General features: G+C 66.4%; 18 protein-coding genes, 1 tRNA gene and 1 pseudogene. 7 read left to right on the forward strand and 13 right to left on the reverse strand.

Annotated features, from left to right (window positions below):
- Positions 1 to 250, forward strand: a pseudogene (locus ACHFFA_RS07095) (hypothetical protein); the annotation flags it as partial.
- A 104-nt stretch (positions 251 to 354) separates the two neighbouring features.
- Here the strand turns inward: ACHFFA_RS07095 and ACHFFA_RS07100 are convergent.
- From ACHFFA_RS07100 to ACHFFA_RS07115, 4 genes are all read right to left on the reverse strand, one after another.
- A tRNA-Thr gene (locus ACHFFA_RS07100) sits at positions 355 to 430 on the reverse strand.
- A gap of 78 nt (positions 431 to 508) precedes the next feature.
- A complete protein-coding gene (gene nudC, locus ACHFFA_RS07105) occupies positions 509 to 1309 on the reverse strand; it encodes an NAD(+) diphosphatase (RefSeq protein ID WP_394270162.1) in 801 nt (266 codons plus the stop codon).
- A gap of 85 nt (positions 1310 to 1394) precedes the next feature.
- The gene (locus tag ACHFFA_RS07110; RefSeq protein WP_394270147.1) at positions 1395 to 2702 is read right to left on the reverse strand and encodes a serine hydrolase domain-containing protein; all 1308 of its coding nucleotides are present in this window, start codon (positions 2700 to 2702) and stop codon (positions 1395 to 1397) included.
- 54 nt (positions 2703 to 2756) lie between these two features.
- The gene (locus ACHFFA_RS07115) at positions 2757 to 3794 is read right to left on the reverse strand and encodes an A/G-specific adenine glycosylase (RefSeq protein ID WP_394270148.1); all 1038 of its coding nucleotides are present in this window, start codon (positions 3792 to 3794) and stop codon (positions 2757 to 2759) included.
- Positions 3795 to 3820: 26 nt separating this feature from the next.
- On the opposite strand from ACHFFA_RS07115, the gene ACHFFA_RS07120 reads away from it, so the two are divergent.
- From ACHFFA_RS07120 to ACHFFA_RS07135, 4 genes are all read left to right on the forward strand, one after another.
- Positions 3821 to 4399 carry a DUF721 domain-containing protein gene (locus ACHFFA_RS07120; protein ID WP_394270149.1) on the forward strand — a complete coding sequence of 193 codons (579 nt, stop codon included), beginning with the start codon at positions 3821 to 3823 and terminating at the stop codon, positions 4397 to 4399.
- The gene (locus tag ACHFFA_RS07125; RefSeq protein ID WP_394270150.1) at positions 4396 to 5130 is read left to right on the forward strand and encodes a DsbA family protein; all 735 of its coding nucleotides are present in this window, start codon (positions 4396 to 4398) and stop codon (positions 5128 to 5130) included. Before ACHFFA_RS07120 ends, ACHFFA_RS07125 begins: the two co-directional genes overlap by 4 nt.
- Positions 5131 to 5228: 98 nt before the next feature.
- The gene (locus tag ACHFFA_RS07130; RefSeq protein WP_394270151.1) at positions 5229 to 5978 is read left to right on the forward strand and encodes a thioredoxin domain-containing protein; all 750 of its coding nucleotides are present in this window, start codon (positions 5229 to 5231) and stop codon (positions 5976 to 5978) included.
- Between the two features lie 31 nt (positions 5979 to 6009).
- Positions 6010 to 9432, forward strand: coding sequence for an AAA family ATPase (locus ACHFFA_RS07135; RefSeq protein ID WP_394270152.1), 3423 nt, complete (start codon positions 6010 to 6012; stop codon positions 9430 to 9432).
- 21 nt (positions 9433 to 9453) lie between these two features.
- Here the strand turns inward: ACHFFA_RS07135 and ACHFFA_RS07140 are convergent, their stop codons facing one another.
- The 8 genes from ACHFFA_RS07140 to ACHFFA_RS07175 form a co-directional block, all read right to left on the reverse strand.
- Positions 9454 to 9831, reverse strand: coding sequence for a MerR family transcriptional regulator (locus ACHFFA_RS07140; protein ID WP_394270153.1), 378 nt, complete (start codon positions 9829 to 9831; stop codon positions 9454 to 9456).
- An 8-nt stretch (positions 9832 to 9839) separates the two neighbouring features.
- Entirely contained in the window at positions 9840 to 10136 is a 297-nt protein-coding gene (locus ACHFFA_RS07145; RefSeq protein ID WP_394270163.1) for an integration host factor subunit alpha, read from the reverse strand.
- Between the two features lie 120 nt (positions 10137 to 10256).
- Positions 10257 to 11225, reverse strand: a complete 969-nt coding sequence (locus ACHFFA_RS07150; RefSeq protein WP_394270154.1) for a beta-ketoacyl-ACP synthase III — start codon at positions 11223 to 11225, stop codon at positions 10257 to 10259.
- Complete coding sequence (gene plsX, locus ACHFFA_RS07155) at positions 11222 to 12259, reverse strand: phosphate acyltransferase PlsX (protein WP_394270155.1); 1038 nt, start codon at positions 12257 to 12259, stop codon at positions 11222 to 11224. Before plsX ends, ACHFFA_RS07150 begins: the two co-directional genes overlap by 4 nt.
- Before the next feature lie 26 nt (positions 12260 to 12285).
- Positions 12286 to 12465, reverse strand: coding sequence for a 50S ribosomal protein L32 (rpmF, locus tag ACHFFA_RS07160; RefSeq protein ID WP_394270156.1), 180 nt, complete (start codon positions 12463 to 12465; stop codon positions 12286 to 12288).
- 178 nt (positions 12466 to 12643) lie between these two features.
- Entirely contained in the window at positions 12644 to 13285 is a 642-nt protein-coding gene (locus tag ACHFFA_RS07165; RefSeq protein WP_394270164.1) for an MBL fold metallo-hydrolase, read from the reverse strand.
- An 84-nt stretch (positions 13286 to 13369) separates the two neighbouring features.
- On the reverse strand, positions 13370 to 13714 hold the full coding sequence (locus ACHFFA_RS07170; protein ID WP_394270157.1) for a hypothetical protein: 345 nt from the start codon (positions 13712 to 13714) through the stop codon (positions 13370 to 13372).
- A gap of 80 nt (positions 13715 to 13794) precedes the next feature.
- The gene (locus tag ACHFFA_RS07175) at positions 13795 to 14457 is read right to left on the reverse strand and encodes a S24 family peptidase (RefSeq protein WP_394270158.1); all 663 of its coding nucleotides are present in this window, start codon (positions 14455 to 14457) and stop codon (positions 13795 to 13797) included.
- 106 nt (positions 14458 to 14563) lie between these two features.
- Between ACHFFA_RS07175 and ACHFFA_RS07180 the strand changes: the two genes are divergently transcribed.
- Together ACHFFA_RS07180 and ACHFFA_RS07185 are read left to right on the forward strand one after the other, a co-directional pair.
- Positions 14564 to 14776, forward strand: coding sequence for a hypothetical protein (locus ACHFFA_RS07180; protein ID WP_394270159.1), 213 nt, complete (start codon positions 14564 to 14566; stop codon positions 14774 to 14776).
- Positions 14766 to 15119, forward strand: coding sequence for a hypothetical protein (locus tag ACHFFA_RS07185; RefSeq protein ID WP_394270160.1), 354 nt, complete (start codon positions 14766 to 14768; stop codon positions 15117 to 15119). The genes ACHFFA_RS07180 and ACHFFA_RS07185 overlap by 11 nt, the downstream gene beginning before the upstream one ends.
- Positions 15120 to 15128: 9 nt before the next feature.
- On the opposite strand, the gene ACHFFA_RS07190 is transcribed toward ACHFFA_RS07185, so the two are convergent.
- The coding region (locus tag ACHFFA_RS07190; protein WP_394270161.1) for an NAD(P)-dependent oxidoreductase at positions 15129 to 15413 on the reverse strand (285 nt) is incomplete at its 5' end.

The following is a 15413-nucleotide window of genomic DNA, read 5'->3' on the forward strand; positions in this document are numbered from 1 at the left end:
TATCCTCCCGCAATCGCGGCTGCGATTTCATCCGATGCTGAGCAAGGCGTTGCAGCCGAGAAAGGAGGCAGCGGCGGACTTCCGGCGATGGGCCCGCGACCTGGCGGAAAGCTGGGCGGAGACGAGGACAGTATGCGCGGCCCACTCTGCCGTTCGCCAGCTTCCGCCCGATGGCTGGCACAACGAACTGCTGAGCGCCCTTTCCGACGTGGAGCAAGTGCTGGACAAGCATAGTGCCGGATTTCAGTAAGCGCGAGGGAGCGGACGTCAGCGTCATCGGCCGACTGCGAAGCAGGCCACGAACGCCTTAGCCGAACGCCGCCGTCAAACCCGACGGATTACCAAATGAGGAAGTGGTGCCGCTTAGGTGACTCGAACACCTGACCCCATCATTACGAATGATGTGCTCTACCAACTGAGCTAAAGCGGCAACGGGCGGGCACTTAGCCAAAGCGGGCGAAGGTGACAACGCCAAATCCGGCTCGTGGGGCGTTTTGCCGGCAGCCGGCTATGCGGTCGCCGGCTGGTTTAGCCACCAGTGGAGCAGATGATGGGCAATCGCCTGCTGCGGCGGGGCGGTGAAGGGCCCCTTGCCAGCCAGAGCCGTGGCGACGTCTTCGCGGGAAAACCAGCGTGCATCGGCAAGCTCGGTCGTGTCGAGCGTGATCGCATCGTTCGATGCCCGGACATGGCATCCGATCATCAACTGGCTCGGAAATGGCCATGGCTGGCTAGCGATATAGCGCACGGTTGCCGAAGGGACCGTCACCCCGGTTTCTTCCAGCACCTCGCGGGCGACCGCTTCTTCGAGGGATTCGCCCGGTTCGACGAAGCCGGCGAGCGCGGAATATCGCCCCTCTCCCCAGCCCAGCCCGCGCCCGAGGAGAAGCCTTCCCCGATACTCGACCAGCATGATCGTCACCGGGTCGGTACGCGGGAAATGCTGCGCACCACAGGCACCGCAATCGCGCTGCCACCCACCCTTGGCGAGCCGGGTGTCGCCGCCGCATTGGGCACAAAAGCGATGCCGGGCGTGCCAGTCGATCAGGCTGCGGGCGCCGCCATAAAGCGCCAGATCGGCCGCGGGCAGGCGCGCCATCAATCCCCACAGCTGCGGGTTCGCCAAGCGCGGGGCCGCATCGCCCGCGGCAGGGATCGCGGCGAAACAGGGGCGTCCGTCGTCCAGGCCGAGAAAGACCAGCTCCGCCCCGTCCGGCGCATCGGCCAGCGTCGTCCAGACGAGCCGGTCCGCGTCGCCGAGTTGCGGGGTCAGACCGTCGAGAGCGAGCAGCCGGGCCCGCCAAGTCATCAGTCCGGCCAAAGCTTCGGGGTCGGCGCGAAGATTGTCCGCCCGGTCGAGCGGCGACCCGGTAAAGGCAAGCACCCCCGCCGCCTCAGGCGGGTTGCAGCGCGGCGACGTCGGCCATCAGTGCCGCCGGAAAGGCTTCGTGGATGGGATAGGTATCGACCGGCATGTACTGCGTCATCATCGTTCCGCGCAGTCCGGCGGCATAGCTGACCAGCCCGACAGTGCCTGCCGCGCCGCCCCATCCGAACGCGCCGTTCGCCACGCGCCCGCCGGCGCCGAAACCCTGCCCTTCGATCCAAGTGCCCTTGGTGACGACCCCTTCCGGCAAAAGGTCGGAGGTGCCGGCCCGCACCGCCGCCTCGCTCATGATCCGCTGCTCGTCGATCACGCCATAGCCCAGCAGCAGCTTGAGGAAGCGGTCGTAGTCCCGGGCGCTCGACACCAGTCCTGCCCCCCCGAACGGGAAGGACGGCGCATCGAGATAGATCGACGCCTGCGCCGGGTCGATCGGAACGGGGGTGCCGGCAAGAATCCCGTAATTGGTGGTGAACCGGCCCACTTCGCTCTGCGGCACGCGGAAATAGGTGCTGGTCATCCCGGCGGGCGCGAAGATGCGATCCTGCAGGAAAGCATCGAACCGCATTCCGCTGGCAACCTCGATCACCCGGCCGAGCAGATCGAGGCTGACCGAATAGCTCCACCGCGTTCCGGGCTGCAGCACCAACGGCGCCTTTGCCAGTTCCTCGGCGAAATTGTCGAGCCCGCGGATCGCCGCCCCGCTGCCCATGCCGGGAATCGGCAGGCGCGAGACCTGGCCCGGTATCAGTCCCTGCTGCGTGTAATAGCGGCTGATCGCGCCCTTTTGCACCACGTTGTAGCCGAGCCCGGCCGTGTGCGTCAGCAGCATGCGAATGGTGATCGGCCGCTCTGCCGGCACCAGATCGCTCAGCGAGCCGTCATAGATCCTCTGGACGCGCATGTTCCTGTAGGCGGGGATCAGTTCGTGAAGCGGCTGATCGGGGGCGAGGCGTCCGTCGTCGATCAGCATCATCGCCGCCATGCCGGTGATCGGCTTGGTCATCGAGTATATGCGATAGAGACTGTCGGCATCGGCGCGGACCGTGCTGCCGAAGGCGAGGTTGCCTGCCGCGATGATCTCCGCCGGGCGGTCGCCCCAGCCGAGGGCGGCCACCATGTTGGGAAGCTTGCCGGTACCGACATAATCGCTCACCAGCTTGCGGATCGCGGGCCATTCCCCGGCCGCCGCCTCGCGAGCCTGCAAGGCGCGGCCCAGCGGTGCGCCTGCGAGCAGGGCGCTTGCGCCGAGAAAGGCACCGCCCTGCAGCAGGGTGCGCCGGGAACAGGGCGCAAGATCGAATTCGCGATAGGCCATAAGGGGTCCTTGGGTTCGTAGGCGTACCGGTGATGGCGTCTGGCCGATGAACGGTCAATTGCCTTCCCGCGCGGCAAGCACCAGACGCGCCGCCCGTTCGAACAGCGTGGGCAATCCGGCCTCGTCAAGCCGGTCGACGGGCCACCATTGTCCCGGCCCCGGCGCGGCATCCTCGTGAACCGCAAGGACAAGCACCTCGAGTTCGAGCGCGAAGTGGGTGAAGACATGCCGTACCGCACCGGCGCTTTGCCACATTCCGGGGAGCGGCAGGGCAGCATCGCCATCGATCCTCGCGTCCCAGCCATCTGCCGGCAGCGCCCTCATTCCGCCGAGGATACCTGCGGGCGGACGGCGCACCAGCCATACGAGCCCGTCGCGCTCGATCCAGAAGGCGGTCCCGCGGCGCAGGGCCTTCTCCCGCCGGGGTGCCTTGACAGGATATTGCTGAGGATCGCCGGTTTCGCGCCCCCGGCAACCGGCAGCCAGCGGACATAGCAGGCATCGGGGTGCCCGGGCCGTGCAGATAGTTGCGCCCAGGTCCATCATCGCCTGCGCGAAATCACCTGCACGGGCGGTCGGCGTGATGGCATCGGCGGCTTGCCGGATGGCGCGGCGCCCGCCCGGCAGGGGATCGGCAATCGCGAACAGCCGGGAGACGACCCGTTCGACATTGGCGTCCACCACCACCGCCCGTTCGCCGAATGCGATCGCGGCGATCGCTGCTGCGGTATATGCGCCAAGTCCGGGTAGCTGGCGCAGCTCCGCTTCGGTTTGCGGGAAGCCGCCCGATGCCGCCGCCAGCCGCGCCGCCCGCACCAGATTGCGGGCCCGCGAGTAATATCCGAGCCCGGCCCATGCGGCCAGCACATCCGCCTCGTCGGCCGCCGCCAGATCTGCCAGGGTCGGCCAGCGCGTGACGAAGGCGGCGAAGTAGGGTTTGACCGCGGCAACCGTGGTCTGCTGCAGCATGATTTCGGACAGCCACACCCGGTAGGGGTCCATCGGCGGCGCGCCGGGCGGCGCACGCCACGGCAGATCGCGATGATGGCGATCGTACCACGCAAGAAGACGGTCGGAAACGGATGCGGCCATGCTGGAACTGGGCCCTGCCCTATGGCATGGCGCGCGGGAAGATGGAAAGCGGCAAGACCAGAGACGGGCCCCGGCCCCCGCGCAGCGGCCCCGCCCCCCGGGCGAAGTTGGCCAAGCCGTACGAACGGCCCCGGGGCGGCCCGGCCAAGGCGATCTCGGACCTGATGCCGCAAATCGGCCGTCCCGCCTTTCGCCGGTTCGGCTTCGTCCAGTCGTCGATCGTCAGCCGCTGGCCCGAGATCGTGGGCGAGGCGCACGCCCGCGTCTGTTCACCGGAAATGATCCGTTTTCCCCCCGGAGAGAAATCGGACGGCATTCTCGAACTGGTCGTACTTCCCGCGCATGCCCCGCTGATCCAGCAGGTGCTCGCCGGGATTGCCGAGCGCGTGAATCTCTTCTTCGGCTATCGTGCGGTTGCCCGGATCAAACTCCGGCAAGGTGCGGTAAAGCCGCCGCCGGGCAGGAATGCTGCGCACACGCCGCCGTCGCTCAAGCCGATTCCCATGGAACTGGGGGACAGCCTGCGCGATATCGGCGATCCCGAATTGCGGGCGGTGCTTGAATCGCTGGCCCGTGGGCTGGACAGGGAAGGACCACTTACGTGAAGCGAGTAAGCCAACTTGTGACACCGCTGGCGCTCGTCGCCGCCGCCACTGTCGGTGTTGCCGCCGGGGCCCAGGGGCTGGGGTCCGATGAGCGCCCGGCGAAGGGCAATTGGGCCACGGTAATCGCGGAAACCGCCGGGGGGCACCGCATCGGCAATCCTGAAGCCGGGCTCAAGCTTGTCGAGTTCATGAGCTATACCTGCTCGCACTGCGCCACCTTCGCGCGCACGGGCGACGGGGCGATCAAGAGCATGTACGTGCCGACCGGCAAGGTCAGCTACGAAATCCGGCACCTCATCCGCGATCCGGTCGATCTTGCAGCCAGTCTCGCGGTGCGATGCGGGCCGCCGGCAAACTTCTTCAGGAACCACGAAGCGATCATGAGCCGGCATCCCGAATGGATGGCCCGGATCAAGACGATGACCGACGCGCAGATGACCCGCTGGCGCACCGGCAGCTTCGGCAGCCGTGCCCAGGCTATCGCCAGCGACCTCGATTTCTACGACATCATGGCCGGCCGAGGCTATTCGCGCGCGCAGCTCGACGTCTGCCTGACCGATGGAGAGGAAGCGCAAGCCATCGCCGGTCGCAGCCAGAGTGATATGGCCGCCTTCGGTCTGGAAGGCACGCCCAGCTTCCTGATCGGCGGCAAGCGGCTGGACGGGGTGCACAATTGGGCGGCGCTGCAACCGGTGCTCGACCAATATCTCAAGGGGCCAGCCGCGCGCTGAGCCGCGGCCTCTCGCCTGTGGACGAGCCGCAGCGCCCGCCTTTGCGCAATTCTCCATCCGTCTCTATGCCGTCTCGAAGCAGACCGAGGACACCGCCGATGCATCTTTCCCGCCTTGCCTTTCTTGCCCCGCTCACCCTTGCCCTCGCCGCGTGCGGGAACGCTGACGAACCCGCCGCCGGCGCCAGCGGCGCGGTCGAAGGCGAAGCGATCGCCGCGATCCCGGCACCGGCCGGATCGAGCTGGCTCGAAATTGCCAGCAAGACCGAACAGGGCGGCTTCGTCCTCGGCAATCCCGATGCGCCGATCAAGCTCGTCGAATACGCCAGCCACACCTGCGCCCATTGCGCGACCTTTGCCGAAACCGCGACGGCTGCGTTGCAGGAGGAATACATTTCCTCCGGCCGGGTCAGCTTCGAAATCCGCCCGATCTTCCTCAATCCGCTGGACGTCGCCATCGACGTCCTGGCGCAGTGCGGCACGCCGACCAGCTATCATGGTCTGTCGGATCAGGTGTGGGGTTCGCTCGACCAGATCACCGGGACGATGCAGAACAATCCTGCCGCTTTCGAGGCCGCGATGTCCGCCCCGCCCGAACAGCGTTTCGTCTCGCTCGCCCAGGCCGGCGGCCTGATTGATTTCTTCGCCGCGCGCGGGCTTTCGGCGGATCAGGCGCGCCAGTGCCTTGGCGATACTGCCAAGATCGAACAGATCGCCAACCAGTCGCAGACCGTGGCCCAGGCCGACGAGGTGACAGGCACGCCGACATTCTTCCTCAACGGCCGCCGTCTCGACGGCAACACCTGGGCCGCAATCGAGCCCGCCCTCCAGAGCGCCGGCGCGCGCTGAGGGCGGAGCGCGAAGGGAAAGGCCGGGGCGAATGCTCATCCGCCAGCTCAGATTGAGCGGTTTCAAGAGCTTCGTCGAACCGGCCACCTTGCGCATCGAACCGGGACTGACCGGGGTCGTCGGCCCGAACGGCTGCGGCAAGTCCAACCTGCTCGAGGCGATCCGCTGGGTAATGGGCGAAAATTCGCCCAAATCGATGCGGTCCGGCGGGATGGACGACGTCATCTTCGCCGGCACGGCCAACCGGCCGCCGCGCGACTTTGCCGAGGTGGTCCTGACGGCAGAAGATGCCGGCGGCGGCGATCTCGAGATCGTCCGGCGTATCGAACGCGGGGCCGGCTCGGCGTACCGGGTCAATGGCAAGGACGTGCGGGCCAAGGATGTCGCGCTGACCTTTGCCGATGCGGCAACCGGAGCGCATTCGCCGGCCCTCGTCAGTCAGGGCAAGATTGCCCAGGTGATCGCCGCCAAGCCGGCCGAACGGCGCATGATGCTGGAGGAGGCGGCCGGCATCGCCGGGCTTCACGTCCGCCGCCGCGATGCCGAGGGCAAGCTGCGGCAGACCGAGGCGAACCTCGCCCGGCTCGAGGATCTGATGGCCGGCCTCGATAGCCAGATCGCGACCCTTCGCCGCCAGGCGCGGCAGGCCGAACGCTATACCCAGCTGTCGGATGAAATCCGGGTCGCCGAGGCGCGGCTGATCTTTGCCCGTTGGCGCGATGCCGCGGCGGCGGCGGACCAGGCCAGGCAAGCGGCGCTCGATGCCGAGGGGAAGGTTGCCGCCGCGCAGCGGGCCGCCGAGGCGGTGCAGAAGGCTCAGCATAGCGCGGCAGAGGCGCTTGCTGCGGCTCGCGACACGCAGGCCGATCGGCGGGCGGATGCCAGCGCGCACGGGCACCGGATGGCGACGCTTGCCTCGCAGCTCGAGGCCGCGGAACAACGCATTGCCGACCTTGCACGCGAGCAGGAGCGGCTGGAAGCGGATCGCGGCGACGCCGATCGCCTTACCCGCGACGCTGCGGACGCTCTGGCCCGCCTCGAACGCGACCTTGCCGAACAGGAAAGCACGCTCGCCGCAGGCGAGGCGCAGCGCCCGGCGCTCGTCTTGGCATCGGAAAAGGCCGAAGCCGCCGCCCGCGCGGCAGAACTCGCACTTGCCAAGGCGCTGGCCGACAATGCCGCCGTAGAAGCGGAATGGCGCGTCGTCGAAGCCGAAGTGGCGCAGGCCCGGCTGCGGCTCGACCGCCTGGAAAGCGATGCCCGTCGGCTCCGCGTCCAGCGAGACGCACTTGGCCGCGAAGACATCGATGCCGCGGTGACCGCGGCTCGCACGGCAGCCGATGAAGCAGGCGCGGCGCTGCACGAGGCCCGCGCCTCGTTCGAACGATCGCGCGCTGCGCGAAGCGGGGCGCAGGCGGCGCGGGAGGAGGCGGCAAGCGCGCTGTCCGAAGCCCGCGCCGAACTGGCCGGCATCCAGCGCGAACATTCCGCCCTGACGCGCGACCGCGAGGCGCGGCTCCGGGCGGTCACCAAAGGATCGGGCCGCCGACCGGCGATCGAGGCCGTTCGTGCGGAAAAAGGGTACGAACGCGCTCTTGCCGCGGCGCTCGGGCGCGAGGGCAAGGCCCTGATTGGCGCACCGCAAGACGGGGAAGAGGGACGGTATTGGGCGGGCGTCGACCTTCAGACAGATGGCACGCCAAGCCTGCTCGACCATCTCGCCGCGTGCCCGCCGGAACTGCGCGCCTATCTTTCGCGGGTCGTGGTGGCCGAGGCCGACGATGGTTGCCCGCTCGATCCTGGGCAAACCCTGGTCACGCGCGATGGCATCTTGCGGCGTTGGGACGGACTGACGGTGCGCGGCGAGGGTGCCGCCGATGCGGCACGTCTTGAGGCCGACAATCGGCTGGCCGACCTCGATACTCTCTTGCCCCGCGCCCAGGAAAGCTTCGCCCGGCGGCAGGCCGAATACGACCGGGCAGAACGCGCGCTAACCGCCGTCCAGCAAGACGCCGCGGCGGCAGAGCGCGCGGTCGCGAAGGCGGGTGACAATGAGCGCACGGCCTTGCGCACGCTCGACCAGGCAGAGGGGCGGCGCGAACAGTTCGCCCTCCAGCGTTCCTCGCTTGCCCGCATGGCCGAAGAGCATGAATCCGCGCTGAGAGAAGCCATAGCCGCACAGGAGGAGGCGAGGCGAAAGCAGGATGCCCTGCCCGATCCGGCCGCCGGACGCGCGGCGCTGACAAAGGCTCAGGAGGGCAATGACGCCGCCCGCGCCGCTTTCCAGCACTCTGCCGCAAGGCTCGCCGCGCATGATCAGGATATTGCCGTCATCCGCGAACGCACCGCAGCGCAAAGAGCCGATATGGCCAGCTGGCAGGCGCGCTCCGGTGAAGCGGCCCGCCGCCTGGCACAGACGACCCAGCGGTTCGCCCAGCTTGATGAAGAGCGGGCGATCGCCGCCGCCCGGCCCGAGGGTCTGGTCCGCGAACTCGATCAGGGCGAAACGGTGCGCGCACGGCTGTCGGCCGAACTGGTCGAAGCCGAAGCGGCGTTGTCCGGTGCGAGTGCGGCGGCCGGAGAAGCCGAACGCGCCCTGACGGCGGCGAAGGACCTTCTTTCCGAACTGCGCGAACAGCGGGCCGCGCTGGCCGAACGGGCAACGAGCCAGGATGCCCGCCGCATCGAGATGACCCGGATTGCGGGCGAGCGGTTCCAGACCCCGCCCCCGCTTCTGCCGGGCAAGTTCGCCTTCGCAGGCAGCGATGTCGGCACAGCGGAATCCGAAAGCACCGCAATGGACCGCCTCGTTGTCAGCCGCGAAAGGATCGGTCCGGTCAATCTGGTCGCCGCCGAGGAACTGACCCGCATGGAAGGCGAGCATGGTTCCAATGCCTCCGAACAACAGGAATTGCGCGAAGCAGTCGCCCGGCTGCGCGGATCGATCGGTAACCTCAACCGCGAAGGTCGCGAACGTCTGCGCGAAGCGTTTACGCAAGTCGATGCACATTTCCGCCGCCTCTTCACTCGCCTGTTCGAGGGTGGGCAGGCGCAACTGGCGCTGATCGACAGCGACGATCCGCTCGAAGCCGGGCTGGAAATTTTCGCCCAGCCGCCCGGTAAACGGCTGCAATCGCTAACCCTGCTATCGGGGGGCGAGCAGGCGTTGACCGCCATCGCGCTGATCTTCGCGCTGTTCCTGACCAATCCCGCTCCGATCTGCGTGCTGGACGAAGTCGATGCGCCGCTCGACGATGCGAATATCGAACGGTTCTGCGATCTTCTCGAACACATGACGCGCGAGACCGACACTCGCTATCTTATCGTCACGCACAATGCGGTGACAATGAGCCGGATGCATCGCCTATTCGGCGTCACCATGATCGAACGCGGGGTCAGCCGGCTGGTCAGTGTCGATCTGGGCGGGGCGGAAGAACTGCTGGCGGCGGAATGATACCCCCGCGTTCTTCGAAGTTCAGGCGTTCAGTGCCCGGCTGAGGTCGTCACGGATGGATCGCAACCGTTGCAGATGCGAACTGCGAATGTCGCCCGTTTCCGCCGCGCGAGTCGCAGGAACGGTGATGGGGGCCTGCGCCGCCGTGGGCAGTTCCAGCGCCGCACGCGCACCCCTGATAGTGTATCCCTGGCGGTTCACCAGAAGGTCGATCCGCTGGATCAGCGCGACGTCCTGCGGGCGATAATAGCGCCGCCCACCACTGCGGGTCAGCGGGCGCAGTTCCGGGAACTGCTGCTCCCAATAGCGCAGGACATGGGTCCGGATGCCGGTCGCAGCCGATACTTCGCCGATGGTGCGCAGCGCGCTTTCGTCCTTGCCGTCGTCGAAGATCGCCATGCCGCGGTTTACCCTTGCGCGATGCGGTCTTTCAAGAGCTGGCTTGCCCGGAACGTCATCACCCGCCGCGGCGTGATCGGGACCTCGATCCCGGTCTTGGGATTGCGCCCGATGCGTTCTTCCTTGTCGCGCAGGATGAAGCTGCCGAAGCCCGAAATCTTGACGTTCTCGCCCTTGATCAGCGCCTCGCTCATCAGGCGGAGGATGGTTTCCACCATTGCCAGCGAATCCGCCCGGCTCAGGCCCATCTTGCGGTTGATCTTCTCCGCCAGATCGGCGCGGGTCAGGGTGCCTGCCGAACGCATCAAATCCATGTCAGCCTTTCCAGATGCGACCCTGATTGAATAGCTCGTGTAACCTATCGTATCGCCTTGCAAATGCCAAATCGCCCCGCCCGAACGGTGATGCGATCCGGCCCGTCATTCCTACATCCGCGCAAGCGATGCGCCCCAGGTGAAGCCGCCCCCCATCGCCTCGAACATGACGAGGTCGCCGGCTTTGATCCGCCCGTCCTTGCGCGCGACATCGAAGGCCAGCGGCACCGAGGCCGCAGAAGTATTGGCATGATCGCCAACGGTGACGACCATCCGCTCCGCCGGAAGGCCAAGCTTGCGCGCAGTGGCATCGAGGATGCGCAGGTTCGCCTGATGAGGCACGATCCAGTCGATCTCGCTCGCGACGATGCCCGCATCATCGAGCACTTCGCCCAGCACCTCGGCAAGGTTGACCACTGCGTGGCGAAATACCTCGCGGCCCTTCATTCGCAGCTTGCCCACTTCGCCGGTGGTGGACGGGCCGCCATCGACATAGAGCAGTTCGGAATAGGCACCGTCAGCGTGGAGGCGGGTGGCAAGAATGCCTGCGCCATCCGTTCCGTCGCCGTCTCGCGCTTCGAGCACGATCGCCCCCGCCCCGTCCCCGAACAGAACGCACGTGGTGCGATCCTCCCAGTCGAGGATCCGGCTGAAGGTTTCCGCTCCGATAACAAGGGCCCGGCGGGCCATGCCGGTGCGCAGCATCGCATCGGCCGTCGCCATGGCGTAAAGGAAGCCCGAACAGACCGCCTGCACGTCGAAAGCAACGCCGCCATTGCAGCCGAGGGCATGCTGGACGGTGGTCGCGGTTGCGGGGAATGTCTGATCCGGTGTCGCGGTGGCCAGCACGATCAGGCCGATGTCCTGCGCATCGACCCCGGCATCGTCCAGCGCCTTGCGCGCCGCCTCGGTTGCCAGCGATCCGGTGGTTTCCCCCTCGCCGGCGATGAAACGCTGACGAATGCCCGTGCGTTCGACGATCCATTCGTCGGTCGTGTCGACGCGTTCGGCCAGTTCGGCATTGGACACGCACTTAGCCGGCAATGCCGATCCGCTGCCGATGATGTGCGAACGGATCACTTCACTGCCAGCCCGTCACCGACGAACTGGCCAAGATCGTGCTTGATGCGCTCGAGAATGTCGTCCTCGAGCAGACGCGCCGCCACTTCGACCGCATTCGCGACCCCCAGTGCGTTGGCGCTGCCATGGCTCTTCACCACCACCCCGTTGAGGCCGAGAAAGACGGCACCGTTGTGATTGTTGGGATCGAGATGGTGGCGCAGCAGTTCGGTCGCGGGACGGCTGACGAGGAAGCCGATCTTGGAACGCAGCGACGAACGGAACGCATCCTTCAGCAAATCGGTGACGAAGCGCGCCGCCCCCTCGATCGCCTTGAGGGCGATATTGCCGGAAAAGCCGTCGGTCACGATGACATCGCAATTGCCGCGGTTGATCTTGTCGGCCTCGACGAAACCCTCGAATTCCATTGCCAGCCCGACCGCTTCGCGCAGATTGTTGGCCGCTTCCTGGATATCCTCGGTGCCCTTGGTCTCCTCAGTCCCGATGTTCAGCAAGCGCACCCGCGGACGTTCCTTGCCGAAGACGATCCGCGAATAGGCGGCCCCCATGATCGCGAACTGCACCAGGTTGCGGGCGTCGCACTCGCGGTTCGCGCCGAGGTCGAGCATGATGACGTCTTCGTCGGTCAGTGTCGGCAGCAGCGCGGCCAGTGCCGGCCGGTCGAGCCCGGGCATCGTCCGCAACGCGACCTTGCTGATCGCCATCAGCGCGCCGGTATTTCCGGCCGAAACCGCCGCACCGGCCTCGCCCCGCTTCACCGCATCCACCGCAAGACCCATGCTGGTCTTGCGGGCACGTCGAAGGGCACGCGAGGGCTTTTCGTCCCCCGCGATGACATCTTCGCAGTGCAGGATTTCGGACGCGCCGGCCATTCCGGGATGCGTGGCAAGTGCCGCCTTGATCTGCGGCTCGTCACCCACCAGCAGGAACTTGAAGCGATCGTGACGACGGCGCGCGATAGCCGCGCCTTCGATCATCACGCGCACGCCCTCGTCTCCGCCCATCGCGTCCAGAGCGATACGCGGCAAACTCATGGCAAACTCCGTGTCAATCGGCGGTCTTAAAGACCGACAGCGATCACTTCGCGCCCGTTGTAGTAGCCGCAATGCGGGCACAAATTATGCGGACGCTTGAGCTCCCCGCAATTGTTGCACTCGTGATGCGCCTCGACCTTGAGCGAATCATGGGCCCGGCGATTGCCACGGCGATGGGGCGATACTTTCCTCTTGGGGACAGCCATGACGGCACCTGTTCCTCAAACAAAATCTGGCGTTTCGGTTAGCCGCCCTAGGGGATGCTCCGTCGCCGCACAAGCTGTGCGAGCGCCCTTGCGGTCCCGACCGTGACGGTGAAGGGGCGCCCTATAACGGGTTGCTGGCAGGATGCAAGAGCGCGCACGAACCCGCTCGCCAATGCCGTCAGGCGAGTGCCGCGTCGCTGACGAAGGCGTTGGTTCGCCGTTCCTGGCCGAACGTGCTGGCCGGCCCATGCCCCGGTACGAAGGTAACGTCATCTCCCAACGGCCACAGCTTCTGCGTGATCGCCGCAATGAGATCGGCGTGGTTGCCAAGCGGAAAGTCGGTCCGCCCGATGCTGCCCTGGAACAGCACATCGCCGACGATGGCAAACTTGCTCGGCCGATGGAAGAAGACGACATGCCCGGGGGTGTGGCCAGGACAGTGAATGACTTCGAGTGTCAGATTGCCCACCGTCACGGTATCGCCATCGGCTAACCAGCGATCGGGTTCGAAAACCCGCGCATCCATTCCATAGCGGCGACCGTCCTCATCAAGCCGCGCGATCCAGAAACGATCCGCCTCGTGCGGGCCCTCGATCGGAAGGCCCAGCTCGCGGGCAAGGACGCCGGCCTCGCCGCAGTGATCGATATGGCCGTGGGTAATGAGGATCTTCTCGAGCTCCACCCCCATGTCCGCCACCGCGGCCTTCAGGCGGTCAAGATCGCCACCGGGGTCGACCAGCGCCGCCCGGTTGGTCGCAGTGCACCAGATCAGCGAGCAGTTCTGCTGCAACGGTGTGACCGGCACGATGCCGACCTTCATGGGCGGAACGGGTTGCTGTCCTGTCATCCAGCCACAGTGGGGGCGGGCGGCGCGCAATGCAACCGCGCCGCCCACAGCGAGGAACTAGAAGCGGCGGAAATCGACGATCCGGCCATCGCGGTTGAAGGTGCAGCCGAACTCGTCGTTGCGATCGTTGTTGGTGCGGATGCGGCCCGTTACCACCACCTCGTCGCGGTTTTCCTGGACGACCCGCGAAATGGTTGCCCGGCCATAGCGCGAGGCTTCGCGGCCGCAGGCGTTCGCTGCCGCGCGCTCGAAATCCTGCCCGCCGGAATAACCGTAATTGTCGCCATAGCGGTCGCCGTAGCGATCATCGTCGTACCCGCCGAACAGGCCGCCGCCGTAGGTGGCGCAACCTCCCAGCATCAGCGTTCCGGTCATTACGGCACCAAGCAGCAGCTTGTTCATGGACTTATCCTCTCTGACGATGCGCCGGATTTACGCTGGAACGCCGGTCTTGGTTCCTGCCGTCCCCGGCGGAGGAGACGTCAGATACGCCCACCTTTCCACACCACCCGCCCGATGATCTCGACCTCGCCGCGGGGGAGTTCGACTGGCGCATAGCCTTCGTTGGCGCTTACCAGCTTGAGCATTCCGGGCGCGCTGGCCTGGACCTGCTTGACGTGCAGCGCCTCCCCTATGCGAACCACGAAGACCCCTTCGCCCGCACGCTTGGTGTGGTCGACGAAAATCTCGTCGCCCGAACGCAGCAGCGGCTCCATGCTGTCCCCCTCGACCCGAACCGCGCTGAGCTGTGATCCTTCGAGGCCATTCTCGCGCAGCCAGCGGCGGGAAAAGCGATAGGTATCGAAAGGAATTTCCTGAGCGCCGATCCGCCCCGGCCCGGCCGATGCGTCGAGCGCGAGCCGCGGGATGGCAAGATAATTCTCTGAGCTTCGCTCGCCCCCGTCCGTGGATGGATGCGTCTTGCGCGTAGCAATTTGTCCGGCGTCAATCCCCAGGAACTCCGCGATTCGGCGCAGGTCTGGCTCGTCCAGATGGCGAGGGCTGCCGCGCGCGACGAATTGCTGGAGATAGGCTGCGTTGCGGCCGATCAACCGCGACAGCGCGGCAAGGCTGGTCCCCCTCTTTCGCGCAGCCGCGAGCAGCCGGTCTCGCGCTTCGCTCTCGTCGCTGCTGGTTTTGTTCATCGGCAAATCCTATATCATAGGATTTTTCCTAGACAAGTAGGATTTGGATTGGAACATAAGGGGAACGGACAACGAATCGCGTTATATCTCAAGGATCGCAATCGCCATGCTTATCCGCTCGATCGAGGCTTTTCTCGCCGCTCATGATATGCCGCCAACCAAGTTCGGCCGACTGGCCGCCCACGATCCGCGGTTCGTCCTCGACCTGCGGATGGGACGCGAACCGCGCAGTGGGACCGAGGCCCGCATCCGCGGTTTCATGAATGGCTTCAATGCGGCGTTGGCGGAACACGTGCGGGGCCAGGCCGATGTCGGTTGAAGCGCCCCTGCCCCGCCGCCGCTGCGCGCGACGTTCGCCGGGCGATCGCCTGCGCGATGCCTTGCTGAACCTTGGCGAGCATCAAGGCCAGATGCTCACGCATAACGAAGAACCCTGGGCCAGCATCACCTATGCCGGCACGCGCCACAAGTTCACCTTCGTCTTCGCAGGCGAGGAGGCTCTGGCGGCGGGCGAGCGGTTCGTAGCCGCCCTGCCCGACCATGAATTCGCCCTGCCCGGCCAGCTAGTCGCCGACGCGGCTGTTACCGAGGTCGATCACCGCCTGCTTCCTTCGCCGCGCCTTGCCGTACAATGCGCCTTGCTGATGCTGGAGGAGGCCTGATCCGCGCCCTCAGTACCCCGCTTCGAGGTCCATCAGCGGCTCGAGCGGGGTGCCAGCATGCCAGCGGCCCAGATTGGCGAGAAAGCGGTCCGCGCTGCGCTGGAACATCCTGGTCTGGGCGCGACCGGACAGGTGCATGGTCATCTGCGCATTATCTAGCGCCCATAGCGGATGCTCGGGCGGAAGCGGTTCGGGATCGGTCACATCGAGCAGTGCCGCCTCGATCTGCCGGTCTTGCAGTGCGCGGACCAGCGCCGCCTGATCGACGACATCCCCGCGCGCGACATTCAACCC

The organism is Qipengyuania sp. (assembly GCF_043423005.1).
Classification (GTDB): Bacteria; Pseudomonadota; Alphaproteobacteria; order Sphingomonadales; family Sphingomonadaceae; genus Qipengyuania.